14 protein-coding genes are annotated in these 15,577 nt (G+C 50.8%); 12 read left to right on the forward strand and 2 right to left on the reverse strand.

All coding sequences use genetic code 11. The annotated features are described in order from the left end of the window. Positions 1-33: 33 nt before the first annotated feature. The gene (locus AC1XUF_RS30210; protein WP_483345605.1) at positions 34-585 is read left to right on the forward strand and encodes a dihydrofolate reductase family protein; all 552 of its coding nucleotides are present in this window, start codon (positions 34-36) and stop codon (positions 583-585) included. A gap of 93 nt (positions 586-678) precedes the next feature. Here AC1XUF_RS30210 and AC1XUF_RS30215 read toward each other — a convergent pair whose 3' ends face one another. Next, positions 679-1,464, reverse strand: a complete 786-nt coding sequence (locus AC1XUF_RS30215; RefSeq protein WP_483345606.1) for a 3-hydroxybutyrate dehydrogenase — start codon at positions 1,462-1,464, stop codon at positions 679-681. A gap of 92 nt (positions 1,465-1,556) precedes the next feature. Between AC1XUF_RS30215 and AC1XUF_RS30220 the strand changes: the two genes are divergently transcribed. From AC1XUF_RS30220 to AC1XUF_RS30250, 7 genes are all read left to right on the forward strand, one after another. Further along, entirely contained in the window at positions 1,557-2,237 is a 681-nt protein-coding gene (locus AC1XUF_RS30220; RefSeq protein ID WP_483345607.1) for a Crp/Fnr family transcriptional regulator, read from the forward strand. 89 nt (positions 2,238-2,326) lie between these two features. Then, the gene (locus AC1XUF_RS30225; RefSeq protein ID WP_483345608.1) at positions 2,327-3,304 is read left to right on the forward strand and encodes a quinone oxidoreductase family protein; all 978 of its coding nucleotides are present in this window, start codon (positions 2,327-2,329) and stop codon (positions 3,302-3,304) included. A gap of 22 nt (positions 3,305-3,326) precedes the next feature. Next, positions 3,327-4,658, forward strand: coding sequence for a ferredoxin reductase family protein (locus AC1XUF_RS30230; RefSeq protein ID WP_483345609.1), 1,332 nt, complete (start codon positions 3,327-3,329; stop codon positions 4,656-4,658). 94 nt (positions 4,659-4,752) lie between these two features. Continuing rightward, a complete protein-coding gene (locus AC1XUF_RS30235) occupies positions 4,753-5,076 on the forward strand; it encodes an ArsR/SmtB family transcription factor (protein ID WP_483345610.1) in 324 nt (107 codons plus the stop codon). Beyond that, on the forward strand, positions 5,077-6,021 hold the full coding sequence (locus AC1XUF_RS30240; RefSeq protein ID WP_483345611.1) for an SRPBCC domain-containing protein: 945 nt from the start codon (positions 5,077-5,079) through the stop codon (positions 6,019-6,021). A gap of 31 nt (positions 6,022-6,052) precedes the next feature. Beyond that, complete coding sequence (locus tag AC1XUF_RS30245; protein WP_483345612.1) at positions 6,053-6,433, forward strand: VOC family protein; 381 nt, start codon at positions 6,053-6,055, stop codon at positions 6,431-6,433. Between the two features lie 11 nt (positions 6,434-6,444). After that, entirely contained in the window at positions 6,445-6,966 is a 522-nt protein-coding gene (locus AC1XUF_RS30250) for an SRPBCC family protein (RefSeq protein WP_483345613.1), read from the forward strand. Here AC1XUF_RS30250 and pbfA read toward each other — a convergent pair. Beyond that, a complete protein-coding gene (pbfA, locus tag AC1XUF_RS30255) occupies positions 6,963-8,315 on the reverse strand; it encodes a (R)-1-hydroxy-2-aminoethylphosphonate ammonia-lyase (protein ID WP_483345614.1) in 1,353 nt (450 codons plus the stop codon). The two genes, AC1XUF_RS30250 and pbfA, sit on opposite strands and share 4 nt — an antisense overlap. Before the next feature lie 330 nt (positions 8,316-8,645). Between pbfA and AC1XUF_RS30260 the strand changes: the two genes are divergently transcribed. From AC1XUF_RS30260 to AC1XUF_RS30275, 4 genes are all read left to right on the forward strand, one after another. Next, the gene (locus AC1XUF_RS30260; RefSeq protein ID WP_483345615.1) at positions 8,646-9,281 is read left to right on the forward strand and encodes an RNA polymerase sigma factor; all 636 of its coding nucleotides are present in this window, start codon (positions 8,646-8,648) and stop codon (positions 9,279-9,281) included. Further along, positions 9,278-10,348, forward strand: a complete 1,071-nt coding sequence (locus AC1XUF_RS30265) for a FecR family protein (RefSeq protein ID WP_483345616.1) — start codon at positions 9,278-9,280, stop codon at positions 10,346-10,348. The genes AC1XUF_RS30260 and AC1XUF_RS30265 overlap by 4 nt, the downstream gene beginning before the upstream one ends. 203 nt (positions 10,349-10,551) lie before the next feature. Next, on the forward strand, positions 10,552-14,043 hold the full coding sequence (locus tag AC1XUF_RS30270) for a TonB-dependent receptor (RefSeq protein ID WP_483345617.1): 3,492 nt from the start codon (positions 10,552-10,554) through the stop codon (positions 14,041-14,043). A gap of 20 nt (positions 14,044-14,063) precedes the next feature. After that, the gene (locus tag AC1XUF_RS30275) at positions 14,064-15,566 is read left to right on the forward strand and encodes a RagB/SusD family nutrient uptake outer membrane protein (RefSeq protein ID WP_483345618.1); all 1,503 of its coding nucleotides are present in this window, start codon (positions 14,064-14,066) and stop codon (positions 15,564-15,566) included. The last annotated feature ends 11 nt before the right edge of the window (positions 15,567-15,577 follow it).

A 15,577-nucleotide genomic window follows, 5' to 3' on the forward strand; every position in this document is an offset into this window, starting at 1 on the left:
AAAGTACACATAAGCCAAAAATAAAATACTTAGATGAGAAAGCTCAAATTACAGGTACAAATGACCGTCGACGGATACATAGCCGGCCGCGACGGCGAAATGGATTGGGTGACGTGGAACTGGGACAACGAACTGAAAAAATACGTCGGTGATTTAACTTCGCCAATGGACTGTATCGTTCTCGGCCGGAAGCTTGCAGAAGGATTTATCCCTCACTGGGCAGCCAACCTCCAGGAAGAAGGGGCGGTCCACTTCAATAATGCGCATAAAGTTGTTTTTACCAGAACCCTTGAAAAGTCCGGGTGGGATAATACAGTTTTGGCAAAAGGAGATATCACCGAGGAGATCAACAACCTGAAACAGCAGGCAGGCGGGGACATCATGGCATACGGCGGCGCTTCTTTTGTATCGTCCCTGATCAAGCACAACCTGGTCGACGAGTATCATCTGTTTGTCAATCCGGCTGCGATCGGCGATGGAATGTCGATTTTCAAAGAGCTCGAGAGCAAAAAAGAGCTGATTATGATCAAATCAATAGCCTTCGACTGCGGCATTGTTGTGCTGCATTTTGAGCCTAAAAACTAGCGTCTTCTTCTACTTTCTCCGTGTCCCGGGCCCTCGCCCGGAATACGGAGTGCTGCGCTGATCTGCCAGGATGCAAGTAGGGCAACAATACGCTTACTGCACGGTATAACCGCCATCGATCACCAAAGATTGCCCGGTAATGCCGGTGGCCTGGCCGCCGCATAGAAACATCGCACAATGGGCGATTTCTTCTTTGCTGATCAGTCTTTTCTGGGGGACCAGCGGGAAAATGACTTCTTCGAGAATTTTGTCTTCGGTCGTGTTCCTGGTACGGGCAAGATCCTGAAATTGCTTTCGCAAAAGCTCGGTGTCTACATATCCCGGACAGATTGCGTTGGCGGTGATCCCCCACTCCGCCCCTTCCAGCGCCGTTACTTTCGTAAGTCCGATCAGTCCGTGTTTGGCGCTGTTATAAGCGGCCTTTCCGGCAAACCCGATCAGCCCGTTGATCGAAGCCATATTGATAATACAACCCGACCGCTGCCTTTTCATAATCGGAAATGCATATTTCGTAGCGATAAACGGGGCTGTCAGCATGACTTTGACCATGAATTCGAATTGTGGTACGGCAAAATCTTCGATCAGAGAGACGTGCTGAAGGCCCGCGTTGTTGACCAGAATATCCAGCCGGCCATAAGTCTGATCTGCAAACGCGATCGCCGACTTCAATGCGTCTTCGCTGGTCACGTCGCACGGCAATCCCACCACATGATACCCTTTTTCGGCAAAGAAGGCCGCCTGCTCCCTGGCCCTTGACCCGTCGACGTCAGTTAATATGACCCTTGAACCGTTTTTGGCAAACTGACCTGCCATTTCCAATCCGATGCCCGAGGCGGCACCGGTGATCAGCAATACTTTGTCTTTGAGCGCATTTTCCATATGTATATGAATGCAATAATGTCCGGATCCTACTTAACCCCCGTCAGCAAAAAAATTGTCGCCCCAGAATCGCGTTGATGCAATTCCGGCGATTGAAAAAAAACAGGGTTCATCCGCACAAAGCATCAGAAGCGAATATATCGGCCTGGCTTTTTATCTTTGTGATGTTTAGATATACAGATACCGGTCTTCCAACAGTGCTCGAAAAATTCAAGACCCACTTCCCTGTTCCACCCGAAAAATGGGACGATTATGTGAGCCGCTTCAGGCGGATCCAGGTCCCGGCAAGAACTATCCTACTGCACGAAGGCGAGATATCCCGAAAAGCTTATCTGGTCGAAAAAGGTTGTCTCAGGGTATGGTTCAACAACAAAGGTGAAGAAGTGACCTTTCAGTTCTTTTTCGAAAATGGGGTGGTTTCCTCCATTGAAAGTTTTAAAAATAACATTCCCAGTTTATGCTCCATCGAGACAATAGAGCCCTGCACGCTGTGGTGGATCGATAAGGCCGACTTGGACAGTATGCTGGAAGAGATGATCGGGATCGCCTCCGTCCGCGATCGGATCATGGACACACTGTTCGATCGAACGGTGAACTATATCCAGCATTTCCTGTCCTTTATCCGGGATACGCCGCAGGAGCGGTACGTCAATTTGCTAAACGAAAGGCCTTACATTGTCCAGCGCGTACCCCAGCATTACATTGCTTCCTACCTGGGGATCAGCCGCGTCCACCTGAGCCGTATCAAGAGCAAGCTCGCGCGCTCAAAATAGGCGCATCACAAATTTGGTAACAAATGTTATCGTCTGCCGGGCAGGCGGCTTTCTACTTTTGTCGTACAAACATTCAAACGTAAGACAAAATGAAAGCAGCAGTCATGAACCCCGGAGAAGGAACCCTCCGCTACGTCGAGTGGCCCTATCCCGTCGTGTCCGGCAAGCACGAGGTAATCATAAAAGTAAAAGCCGCAGCAATTAAAAACGTCGACAGAAGCATAGCCAGAGGCCAGCACTATTCCACTGAGGCCGACGGCCCCGCACAAGCCCGGATCATCGGCAGCGACGGTGTAGGCGTACTGCCCGATGGCGCACGGGTGTACGCGATAGGAACCGGCGGAATGGTCGCTGAGTATGCCGCTGTGCAAAAAGACCGGACGGTTGGCATACCCAATAACCTGGCCGACGTAACTGCAGCCGCGTTACCCAATGCAGTGATCGGCGCAGCTTTGGGTCTCCGGTTTAAAGCGGATCTACAACCCGGGGACACGGTGCTGATCAATGGGGCAACGGGCGTTACCGGCCGCATCGCGGCCCAGATTGCAAAGCATTATGGTGCAGGAAAAGTGATCGCGACAGGGCGAAATCCCGAGTCTTTGCAAGCATTGCTGAGTCTGGGGGCAGATGAGATCATTTCTGTGCAGCAATCCGACGACCTATTTTTAGAAAACATCCGGGAAATACACAGCAGTACCCCAATCGACGTAGTGATCGATTATCTCTGGGGCCATACCGCCGAACTATTGCTCACAGCCTTGAAAGGAAGAGGTATGTTCACGCACCGGACGCGGTTTGTTTCAGTCGGAAGCGTAACAGGCGATACGATCCAATTATCAGCTTCCATTTTGCGAAGCGTTGACCTACAACTAGTCGGCTCAGGTCTGGGCAGTCTGACCCAACAGCATATCCATTCCTTTCTCACCGAAATATTACCCGAGATGTTTCAACTGGCAGCGGACGGAAAGCTGGTCATTGGAACCGTTGGCGTCCCTTTGGCCGAAATTGAATCTGTTTATGACGTGCCCGTTCCCGACGGCAAGCGCCTCGTCATCGAAATGAAGTAAGGGCCAATCTTTCGTTGATTTTATGAAACCTACAACAAGCTGGGTCACCGGTGCCCTGGTGGTCGCAGGGGCCGTTTTTGCCCTGTCGCCAGGCCCCGGCCATCTTCTTCACAATCCTTCCCCCTGGGAGTTTCGTGAGCAATTTGTTTTTCTGACAGGAGTTTGCACTTTGTCGCTCATGGTGCTGTCGATGGTTATTTCGTTGCGTATTCCCTGGATTAACAAGCAGGTGCATGGTTTGGACAAAGCTTACATCGTGCACAGGTGGACAGGCATCTTCGCAACCATGCTCATGATTTTTCATTGGCTGGCAGAAAAAGCGCCCGGGTGGCTCGTTGCATGGGAGGTAATCCCCAACCCAGGCGAGCTGAACGACGGAGGCAGTTTCTCGGACCTTGAAATTACGCTGTTCAAAAGCGGCACGGCAGTGGTGGAGGTTGCCTTTTACCTGGTGATCATTTTGGTGATCGTTGCGCTTTTCAAGAGAATACCCTACCGCATCTTTCGTAAAACCCATAAAGTTTTGCCGGCCATTTTTCTTCTGGCCGCCTATCATGGGGCCACCGCACAATTAAAGGAACGTTGGCTGACTTCACCGGCGGGGTATCTGTTGCTCTTGCTGGTAGCGATTGGCGCCGCAGCCGCCCTGGTGAGCCTGTTCCGGCAAATTGGTGCCTCCCGCAAAACGACCACCATCATTACCCAATTGAACGAATATTCCGATGGTATCCTGGATCTCAGGCTGGCCACCGCCGATAAATCTTTCTCTCACCGGGCAGGACAGTTCGCTTTCCTTCGATTTGCGCACGACAGAGAGCCGCATCCTTTCACGATCGCGTCCTCTGGCCGTGATCCGGGCGAACTGCGCTTTGTAGTCAAACCGTTGGGCGACTTTACAAATGATTTAACAAACAAATTGCAAGTAGGACAACCTGTGAAGGTGGAAGGGCCATATGGGGACTTCACCTTCCATTCTCCAAAGCAAAGACAGATCTGGATTGCGGGCGGCATTGGTATAACACCATTTCTAGCCCGTCTGGAATACTTGTCAAAGCAAGGCGGCACCACCCAACCCGTTGATTTCTGGTATTCCACGCGAGGTGTTAAGGATCATTCTTTTCCGGGATCACTGGATCAGTTATGTCGGCAGGCAGGTGTGACTTTTCAGCATCTGAATTCGGCCCAGGGCCAATACCTTACCGCCGACATACTTCTCCGGGCGATCGGCGACTTACAGGAAGCGAGTATCTGGTTTTGTGGTCCTCCCGCCTTTGCCGATTGCCTTCTGAAAGGACTTTCCCGCTACGGCTTCCATCCACGCTTCTTTCACTACGACAACTTCTCCATGCGGTAGGGCACATCAGGTAAAAAAAACGTCTTTTATTTGCAAACCAAATGGTTATATATACATTTGCATAACCGATTGGTTATATAATTGCAGATACCGGATGAAAGCGCGAAGAGATGTATTTCAGGCCATAGCGGACCCGACAAGGCGGGCGATGATCGGGTTATTGGCGAACCGCACGCTGACGATCAATGATGTGGCGGAAAATTTTGTCATGAGCCAGCCGGCCGTGTCAAAGCATATGCATATTTTATTGGAATGCGGGCTCGTGGTGATGGTCAAGCATGGACGAGAAAAGCGTTGCCGTGCGAACCTGGGCGCCTTGCAGGAAGTGACGCAATGGGCTGAGCAATACCGAGCGTTCTGGAACCAGCGGCTCGATATCCTGGAAGATCTTTTAAACACCGATGAACAGACTCATTGAATGGAAAAGCACAGCATTTTTGACAAAACCAGTGAAGATGATCCGGGGGAGGTATCTGTAACGGTCACCCGACAGTTAAAAACATCTCCTGAAAGAGCCTTCGATGCGTGGATAACACCTTCCATGATCGGGCGTTTCATGTTCGGGCCGCAGTTGCGGGACGAAACTATCGTACACCTGGAAGTAGATGCGCGATTGGGCGGAATATTCTCTTTCAAAGTGATACGTAATGGGCAGACGATTGACCATACTGGTGAATACCTGGCATTTGAAAGGCCGAACAGGCTGTCGTTCAGCTGGGGGATAGCTGGAGAAGCGACCGGGAAAAGCAGGGTTATGATTGATATCGTACCGATAGACGAAGGCTGCGTACTCACACTTACTCACAAACTTGATCCTGCCTGGAAAAATTACGCCGACCGGACCGCAAAAGGATGGAATTTCATGCTTGATAAACTAACAGAAACCATGGACACCAAAAACACAAGCCCGGCCGTGACGGCCCAAATGCTGATCCGGAAACCTGCCAGCATCGTTTTTGAAGCATTTATAGATCCTGAGATCACACGTAATTTCTGGTTTACCAAAGGCAGCAACAAGCTGCAGGCAGGCAAAACTGTTACCTGGGAATGGGAAATGTACGGCTTTTCAACACTGGTAGCCGTGGAAGAGGTTGTTCCCGAAAAGCTGATTGCAATCAAGTGGGGCGACCCGCTCACGACAGTAAGGTTCGAATTCCAGGAATTGTCCGAAGGATCTACCTACGTCACGATCACCAATACCGGCTTTGAACAGCAAGGCGACGAATTGCTCGCTGTCATCAACGACAACACGGGCGGGTTCACCACGGTGCTCGACGGGGCAAAGGCCTACCTCGAACACCATATCAACCTGAACCTGATCGCGGATAAATTCCCGAAAGAGCTTAGCCAGCATTCCAGATAATCTATTCTTACTCACCTCAAAACCTGATATCATGAAGATTGAAATGGTAAGTATTTTTGTCAACGACGTGAACGAAGCCTTCAAATTTTACACCGAAAAGCTTGGGTTCACTGAGCGGATGTACATGCCGGAGGCCTACCTGGCGATCGTGCTGTCGCCCGATCAGCCGGAAGGTACCTCTCTCCTTTTGGAACCCAATCAGAACCCGATTGCATCCACTTATCAGAAATCGCTGTACGAAGCGAACATTCCTGCGATGACCTTTTCGGCCAAAGACATTTACTCGGAACATGAAAGGCTGACTGCTGCCGGGGTACAGTTTCGCAAAGCACCGCAAAAAACGGAATGGGGCATTGAGGCGATTTTTGAAGATTCGTGCGGTAACCTGATCCAGCTAGCTTCCATCGCTTAATCCCGTTGATCATGAGCAAACAAGGAAAAATGCAGGCAGCAGACGTGCTTTGCTTCGAGCGCGTTTTTAACAGCCCCATCGAAAAGGTATGGACTTACCTGACCGACTCGGAAAAGCGTGGAAAATGGCTTGCAAAGGGCGAAATGGAGTTATGGGAAGGAGGGAACTTCACGCTCTTTTTCATGCATAGCGAGTTGAGTCCGATACCCGGTCCTCCGCCCGAAATGCACAAAGCAATGGAAAAAGGGCACAGCTTCTCCGGAAAGATTACGCGAATTGACCCGCCCAGATTGCTCGCCTTCACCTGGCATGACGATTCGGAGGTATGCTTTGAGCTAACCCAAGAAACTGAGGGCGTCAGGATGGTATTGACACATCGGAAACTGGCCGATACCAGAGCGACCCGACTGAATATTTCAAGCGGCTGGCATACGCATCTGGAAATCCTGGAGGCAACCCTGAATGGAACTACACCCCCCAATTTCTGGGCAGCTTTCGAAGAAATCCAGGAAATCTACAACCCGCTGTTTTAAACTTGATTCCGACCAAAAGCGACTTCCAATGCATGCACGATCATGTCGCATTCCTGCTGTGAAATCACCAGTGAAGGCCGCATGGTCAGTATGTTGCCTTCGATCACTTTAAGGGAAATACCTTGTTGCATACAATCATACATGATCCTTTCTGCATAATCAGTAGCCCGTTCCTTGGTCACCGGATCTTTGACTAAGTCTACCCCGATATGCAACCCTTTCCCGGCGATGTTCCCGATCACCGGAAAGCGGTTTTTCAGTTCTGTAAGTTGTGCGATCAGATATTCGCCCAGCGACGCCGAGTTGGCAACCAGGCTATTTTCTTCAATATAGCGGATGGTCGCCAGGCCTGCTGTGGAGCACAACGGGTTTTTCTCGTGGGTAAAATGGCCGATCGAGCGATGTTGGAGGACGTTGTATTTTTCTTTGGTCACAATACCCGCAAAAGGCATTAAGCCGCCTCCGAGCGTTTTGCCCAGGACCAATACATCCGGCGTCACGTAATGCGCACAGGCAAACCATTTGCCAGTCCTGCCGAAACCTTCGATAATTTCATCAAAAATCAAAAAGATAGCGTGCTGATCACACAACTCCCTGACCTGCTGCCAATAAGAAACCGACGGCACAACCGGCGTCGCCGAAATCGGCTCGGCTATAATCGCTGCGACATCGGGATGCCGCTGTAAAACGATTCTGATCTGCCTGAGGTACAAATCGTCGATGGCTTCCGGATCAGTCAGTCCCCAGGGATTGCGGTAATAGTTTGGGAATTCGACATGGAATGCGCCGGGAACCATAGGTCCCTGGCCAGTCGAAAAGTGTTCTTCGCCACCCACGCTGGAAGCCTGGAAACCGTTGCCGTGGTAGGAATCCCAATAAGAAATGGTTTTCCATTTACCGGTAACCTGCTTGGCAAGCGATATCGCCATTTCGATAGCCTCCGAGCCGCCAGGACAAAAAAGCACTCTCCTGAGTTCAGGAGGGGTGATTTCGATCAGCTTTTTGGCAAGTTCTATGGCAGGTATATTGGTGTAGCGGCGCGGCGTAAAAGCCAGATGCTCCTGCAATTGTTTGATCACAGCCTCAATCACGGCAGGATTGGAGAACCCGGCATTATGCACGCCGTTGCCGTGCAGGTCGAGATACCGGTGACCCGAAAGATCCTCAATGTAAGCGCCTTCCGTTTTCGACAGCACGTTCATGACCGGTGTCGACAATGCTTGATGCAGAAAATAACTCGCATCTTCTTCCAGCCAGAATTTGGTTTCAGCATTTAAGCCTTCCACATATTCCGCGCGAAACTCGCTTATATTATTGTCGCCCTGTTCCCTGGAAACCTCCCTGTTCATATTGTCATTTTTATTTATCCCGACAAATAGGGGCCGGGGTTGTCAATGTTTATAAATATTTAACAGCGGTAATTTAAAAATTTCCCCTAAGAAAGCAACGGCGCTAATTCATTGTCCGGATTACCATAGTGTTAACAAGCGCTTAACTCCCATTTACTCCCCGATCGTTACGGCAAGCATGGATAATGCGCCGCTTTTCAGCCGCGCTGTTTAATCATTTAAATATTTCTTTAAATTTTTTCAGGACATTGTTACATTTTCAGCCTCTTTAGAAACAGAAGCCTTTAATTCCGGAGTAACGGCCCGGTCAAATTGATTCGCGTTTCGTTTATGCCAGATCTTAATACCATTGCAGAGAAGATCACCCCCATTCACCCGCCTGTCGAAAACAGCAGCGAGGCCGTGTTATGGAATGCTTTTAAAAGTGGTGACCGGGAGGCATTTTCCGTTCTGATGAAAGCTTATTATCCTTTGCTGCTCAACTATGGATGCAGGCTGGATAAGGACCGCGAGTTTGTCAGAGACTGCCTGCACGACTTGTTTATCGACCTCTGGAACAAACGGCAAAAGCTGGACGACGTGGAAAAGCTGAAACCCTACCTGCTGACCACCCTGAGGAGAAGGCTGTTTCACGAAACAAAACGCCTGCGGTGGTTCCGGGAAGCAGAGCAGATCAATGAAGAATATACATTCGAGGTACAATTTGCCATTGAATCCTATATGGTCAGCAATGAAGTGCAGCACGAAGACCTGAAACGTCTGCGCTGGAACCTCGACAAACTGTCGAAACGCCAGCGCGAGGCCATTTACCTGCGTTTCTATCAGGAAATGGAATATGAGGATGTGGCCAGGGTTATGTCCATTAATTATCACTCCGTTGTTAACCTGATCTACGAAGCGCTCAGAATCCTTAGAAAGAACTGGTTTCTCAGCATATCAGCCCTATTTCCGATGCTCTGTCTATGAAAACGTATCTGAGTTATACCACTGAAGATTTTGTACAGGATATCTATTTCCGACGATGGGTGCTTGGACAGCTGAAACCGGAAGACGTTTTCTGGGAAACGTGGCAACGTGTGCACCCGCAACAAAATGAGATCATTGAAAAGGCCCGGTCGATTGTCATCGCCATGCAGGTTAACCCTATACCCGTTACCCTGGAAGAAGTACAGGACGCCATTGACGGCATCCTCCTTGCAACGGAGCAAAAAAACAGCACTTCCTTTTTCGGGAGAAACTGGTTGCGCTTTGCGGCCTCCGGGTTACTACTAGTCGGCTTAGGCACGTGGTTCGTCCTGCGTGAGCCCGTTGCCTCCCGCCATCCTGTCGCTACGGCAAGCCCTAAAGCTTTGGAAGAGCTGCATACTAATCAGGGAAAAACCGTAAAAACCATCACCCTTCCCGACAGCAGCCAGGTACTGCTCGAGCCGGGAAGTCAGCTCAAGGTCAGCTTAAATTTCGGACAGGCCAGGCGGGAAGTTTACCTGAGCGGGGAAGCGTTTTTCAGGGTAGCCCGAAACGTCGAAAAACCATTTATGGTGTATTCCGGCAAGATCGTCACCCGGGTGCTGGGTACCAGTTTCAGGGTCAGGGCTTACGATTCGGACGCCAACGTGTCCATCGGAGTGCGCACGGGAAAAGTGACTGTTTTCAAGCAAGCGACCAAGGAGCAGCCGGAACCTTCGCTTTCGGAAGAGGTGATCTTAACGCCCAACCAGCAGGCGGTTTTTGTGAAAAAGGACGAGCGGTTTGTCAAAACCCTGGTTTCCCAACCCCAGGCTGTCGCAACGGGTAAGGCCAGAGAAAGCCTTGAATTTCTGGAAACCCCTATACCAATGGTAGTTGGCAAGCTGGAACAGGTCTACGGAATCAGGATCATTTGCGAGGCGGACAGGCTGAAAGACTGCAACCTGACAGGTTCGCTCCATGAAGGCTCTTTGTACGACAAGCTGGCTATCGTTTGTGAGACCATCCAGGCCAGCTACAAAGTCATGGACGGGCAGATCGTCATTTATGGAAAAGGCTGTAAATAAGTACCAGTAGCATATCAATACCAGTGAAGAAAAAGGCCAACGGTGTTCGCGGCACCGCTGACCTGGAATCCCGGATGCATTTGTAAAACAAATGTAAGGGGACCGTTTTTGTCCAACTTTCTACAATCGTTCAAAAACTGCCGTAAAGGCTGATCAAATCTATGAAAAAACCCTTACTAAATGTTGACCTGTTAAGGACAGTTATGAGAATATCCTTTACACAACTGCTCATTGCGCTGATCAGCCTCCAGCTGACCTATGCCATCGAGTCGCCCGCGCAGGAAATGCTGGATAAGCATTTGAGCATCCGGGCGGAGGACCTGCCGGTCAAAACCATTCTCAACCGGATCGAAAATACTACAGGTGTCAAATTCACTTACAGCCCAAAGGCCATCCAGGCCGAAAGACGGACCTCCCTGGTGGCGCAAAACCAGTCGCTCCGGGACGTCCTGAACCAACTGCTCACACCTCTGCAAATTGGTTACCGTCCGATCGGGAACCAGATCATCCTCAGCAGTCAGCCCGAAACGCCCGATGATGCTAAACCCGCCAATCCCCCCCAGCCGACTTCGATAGACAAAACAATCAACGGGACCGTCAAAAGCGAGACAGGCGAAGGCTTGCCCGGCGTAAGCGTAGTTGTAAAAAACACCACGCAAGGAACCTCTACCAATGCGGAAGGCCATTTCACGCTGGCTGTTCCCGATCAAGCCGAGGTATTGGTTTTCTCGTACGTTGGCTACCAAAGCCAGCAGGTAACGCTCGGGCGCCAGACCAGCCTTGCGGTCCAAATGGTACCCAATCCCAAATCGCTCGATGAAGTAGTCGTGGTGGGTTATGGCACACAGGTCAAGCGGGAGCTTACGAGCGCGATCTCCAAGGTATCTGCCAAAGAACTTACCGAATTGCCGGTAGCGGAGGTAGGCCAGGCGCTTCAGGGCCGCGTGGCCGGGCTCACGGTAACCAATGTGAGCTCGCCCGGAACGTCCCCCAATATCCGGATCCGCGGCGTAAGCTCGGTGAGCTTTTCTACCGACCCGCTCTACGTGATCGACGGGTTCCCCACCACCAACCTTTCCAGCTTCGATAACCGCGACGTGGAATCCGTTGAAGTGCTTAAAGACGCCAGCGCAGCGGCCATTTACGGTTCCCGCGCCACCAACGGCGTGATCTTGCTGACGACAAAAAAAGGCCAGCGCAACAAAAAAATGACGGTTAACCTCGACTCGTACACAGGTGTCGAATCGGCCTGGCGCAAGCTGGACCCGATGAACACAGACCAGCGCATGCGGTTTATGGACGCTATGTTCTCCGGGGCTAACGACGAGAACGCATCGGCCCGCCCGAGCCGGTACACCACCGCCGAAATGAGCAAGCTGCCTTATCCGGGTGCCACACAATCTTACGCGCAAACCAATACAGACTGGCAAGACCTGTATTTTAAAAAGGGATTGATGACCGGCAACAACCTGTCCATTTCAGGAGGCAGCAATGCGTCTACCTTTTACAGTTCCGCGGGCTACACCAGGCAGGAAGGCATCGTGAAAGGCGTAGGATTTGACCGGTATAATTTCAGGATCAATTCTTCCCATGATCTGGGCCCCCGATTTACATTCGGCCAAAACCTGCTGATCGCTTATTCATCCCAATTGTACAACAACGCCGATGGCCAGACGGGCGACCAGGGCACACCGCTTTCGCTACTGCAGTTTGCGCTCCCGCATTTGCCGGTGAAGGACCCCAATACAGGCGCCTGGATCAAAGCAGGCGGGGATGCAATCGACGGCCACCCGTTCCCCAACCTGATCGCCGACATTGAAAACATTGTTTTCAGGAGAAATACCACTAAGATATTGGGTAGTGCGTTCCTGGATGTGAAACTGCTGAGCTGGCTCAAATTCCGCAGTACATTTGGCATCGACTACGCCAATTCATTGGAAAACGGAGCGGATAACAGCTACCTGGTCAATGACGGCAATAACACTTTTAAAACCAATGATGGTCTTTCGACGATTTCCAGCAATCGAAATGCCTATTCGTCGCTGCTTTACTCGGAGCAGTTGACAGCCGACAAAACACTTGGTACAGACCACCATTTAAATGCAATCCTGGTTTTTGAGGCCCAGAGCGGCCGCATCCGGACAGAAATGATGTCGGGCAAACAATCCAATCCGGCGATCAAAACATTGAACGGCGCCACCAACATCAGCGCATTGAACGCATTAGAAGAAAACCTGCTGACTTCATACGTCGCTCGTTTGGGTTACGCCTATAAAGGAAAATACATTGTGAATGCGAGTATCCGCCGCGACGGATCGTCGGTTTGGGCGCCTGGGAATAAGTTCGCCAATTTCCCGGCTGCCTCGGTAGGCTGGAATCTGGGGCAGGAAAGCTTCATGCAAACCATTTCCTTTTTGTCGGATATGAAAATCAGGGCGAGTTATGGGGTTACGGGGCTTAATCCTACCGCGCTGAGCAATTATCCATGGCAGTCACTGGTGTACAATTCATCCTATCCATTTAATAACGAAAATGTGGTCAATGCTTCCTTTTACAATAAGCTGGCCAATCAAAACCTGAAATGGGAAAAAACCAACCAGCTGAACATCGGTCTGGACGCAGCATTTTTCAATAATTCGCTCACCGTTACCGCCGAATACTTCAACCGGATCACCGACAACCTCATCCTGAAAGCCCCTACCCCGCCTTCCTTTGGTTATGTCCAGTTTACGGACGTCAACATTGGCAAAATGCGCAACAAAGGCTGGGAATTGCAACTGGGTTACCGCGCTCCGCGGAAAGGCGACTTTACATGGGGCGTAAGCGGCAATATCAGCGTGGTCAGGAACAAGGTACTCCGGCTCGATTCGCCCAGCGGGGTGATTTACGGAGGCGACGGCAACTACTTTTCAAGCTGGGGAGTACCGGTAACCCGGACGGTCGCGGGAGAATCGATCCAATCATTCTACGGCTGGGATTTCGACCACATTTACCAAAATCAATCCGAAGTGGACGCGGATAATGTGGCGGCCAGGTCCAAAACTGGTTCAGCGACTGCTTTTTACCAAAGTTCGGCCACCGCGCCCGGCGACGTCCGTTTCCGCGACCTGAACGGCGATGGCATTGTTGACGACAAAGACCGGAAGGTAATCGGCTCATTTCTGCCCGACTTCACGTATGGTCTTAACCTCACCGCGAGTTACAAGCATTTCGACCTCTCAATTCTTTTCCAGGGTGTGCAGGGCGGCGAAATATACAGCGGCATCGGCGTATATGCAGGCGCTTTCAGGTGGCCATTGGGCGGAAGCCTGTCAGCGTTTGAAAACGCTTGGACGGCCGACAACCACAGTACGACCAATCCCCGCATCAAATGGAGCGACCCTAACGATAATTCGAGGGTATCGCAGCGCTGGTTGCAGGATGCTTCCTACCTGCGTTTGAAAAACATCAATATCGGTTACGAGCTTCCGTCCGATCTGTTAGCCAAGAAAACCAATGGGGCCATTTCGAAATTCAGGATCTATCTGGCCTCCCAAAACATCCTGACTTTTACCAAGTATACCCTGGGATACGATCCGGAAATCGGTATGAAAATTGGCAGCAACCGCGGCGCAGGCAACCTGACCAACGGGATTGATTATGGTCAATACCCTGCCGCAAGGTCATTTACATTAGGATTGCAACTGGGTTTTTAATCTTCTTTTTATCCGACATTATGAAAAAATATAATTGCATACCCGCACTGATCGCCCTGTTTACCTTGCTTACCGGCTGCGAAAAACAGCTCGACAAAGTAAACCCCAACGCCGTCACTTCAGAAACCTATTTCAAAACCGCCGCCGAACTGGAAAAAGGCGTGAATGCAGCCTACACGACGCTCAATGGCAGTTATCTCGTTGGAAACTGTTATATCTGGCTGCAAGACCTTCGTTCCGATGATTTCGTAGGAACGACACTGGCCGACGACCGGGGCGAAATCCTGCGCGGAACCCTGGGAGTCAATAACTCTTACGTAGAGCGGGTATGGAAAGGATTTTACATTGTGATCCACCGCGCCAATGTGGTGATCACCAATGCGATCCAAATCGATCCGGACGATCCGCAGGGAACCTTGAAAAACCGGGTGGTGGCCGAGGCAAAATTTCTGAGGGCGTTTTCTTACTTCGAACTCGCCAGTCTTTGGGGCGGCGTGCCTTTGATTACCAGTCCGGTGACCGATTTCAGCGGATTTGTTCCCCGTTCGCCGCAGAAAACTGTATATGAAGCCGCCATCGCCGATCTGAAAGAAGCAGCGGAAATTTTGCCTGCTACCTATGACGCAGCGAACAATGGAAGGGTAACCAAAGGCGCCGCCAACGCATTGCTGGGCCGGATCTATATGCAAATGGGCGATTATCCCAATGCCAAAATCTATCTTGAAAAAGTCAGGAATTCCAATTTGTATGCACTCGTGGCCAATAGCAATGAAAACTTTCAGGAGGAAACCGAGTTTAACAAGGAATCTATTTTTGAAGTAATATTTTCGCCCTCTCCTTCCGCTGCCGAAGACGAGGGCGACGATTATGCGCAGGGTTTGTACCGGGAATCTACCAATGGGACCAGGCAATACGATATGAATACCGGCAACGGGATTGTCCTGCCCGCGCCGAAACTGAAAAGTGATTTCGAAGCCGCCGATATTCGCAAAAAATCGACTTTTTACGAGCCTGGCGACCAATGGGCCGGAGGTGTGATGACGCAGGAATCCTGGAAAAAATACACATTGAGCTACAAAAACGCCATGCCGGGCAATGTGGCCAGCGCGATTAACCGACGTCTGATCCGCTATGCCGAGGTGTTGCTGATGCTCGCCGAATGTGAAAATGAAACCGGCAATATGCAGGGCGCTATCGACCGCCTGAACGAAATCAGAAGCAGACAAGATTTGAAAACCGCTAAATTGAGTACCTTTCCCAATGCCTTGTTTCCCTGCAATACCAAGGATGAGGTGTTCAAAGCGGTGGCGCACGAGAAAAAGGTGGAGTTGGCCGGGGAGCAGGTCCGCAGCCGCGACATTATGCGCTGGCGCACCGCCGGAAAACTGGCATTGCTGGGCGGTGAGCCGATCAGCTATTTCCAGGCTGGCAAGCATGAGCTGCTGCCTATCCCGCAATCCGAGGTTGACCGCAATATTGCACTGGGTTCCGGTGGGGTGGCTGCCCAAAATCCCGGATATTGAAAGTTAATTGA

Source organism: Dyadobacter sp. HNCC25DJ185 (genome assembly GCF_056895195.1).

Coding starts and splice junctions, on each gene's coding strand:
- AC1XUF_RS30215 (WP_483345606.1), bottom strand. CDS start 1,464: ATGGAAAATGCGCTCAAAGACAAAGTATTGCTGATCACCGGTGCCGCC.
- AC1XUF_RS30225 (WP_483345608.1), top strand. CDS start 2,327: ATGAAAGCAGCAGTCATGAACCCCGGAGAAGGAACCCTCCGCTACGTC.
- AC1XUF_RS30235 (WP_483345610.1), top strand. CDS start 4,753: ATGAAAGCGCGAAGAGATGTATTTCAGGCCATAGCGGACCCGACAAGG.
- AC1XUF_RS30245 (WP_483345612.1), top strand. CDS start 6,053: ATGAAGATTGAAATGGTAAGTATTTTTGTCAACGACGTGAACGAAGCC.
- AC1XUF_RS30270 (WP_483345617.1), top strand. CDS start 10,552: ATGAGAATATCCTTTACACAACTGCTCATTGCGCTGATCAGCCTCCAG.
- AC1XUF_RS30250 (WP_483345613.1), top strand. CDS start 6,445: ATGAGCAAACAAGGAAAAATGCAGGCAGCAGACGTGCTTTGCTTCGAG.
- AC1XUF_RS30265 (WP_483345616.1), top strand. CDS start 9,278: ATGAAAACGTATCTGAGTTATACCACTGAAGATTTTGTACAGGATATC.
- AC1XUF_RS30275 (WP_483345618.1), top strand. CDS start 14,064: ATGAAAAAATATAATTGCATACCCGCACTGATCGCCCTGTTTACCTTG.
- AC1XUF_RS30210 (WP_483345605.1), top strand. CDS start 34: ATGAGAAAGCTCAAATTACAGGTACAAATGACCGTCGACGGATACATA.
- pbfA (WP_483345614.1), bottom strand. CDS start 8,315: ATGAACAGGGAGGTTTCCAGGGAACAGGGCGACAATAATATAAGCGAG.
- AC1XUF_RS30230 (WP_483345609.1), top strand. CDS start 3,327: ATGAAACCTACAACAAGCTGGGTCACCGGTGCCCTGGTGGTCGCAGGG.
- AC1XUF_RS30260 (WP_483345615.1), top strand. CDS start 8,646: ATGCCAGATCTTAATACCATTGCAGAGAAGATCACCCCCATTCACCCG.
- AC1XUF_RS30240 (WP_483345611.1), top strand. CDS start 5,077: ATGGAAAAGCACAGCATTTTTGACAAAACCAGTGAAGATGATCCGGGG.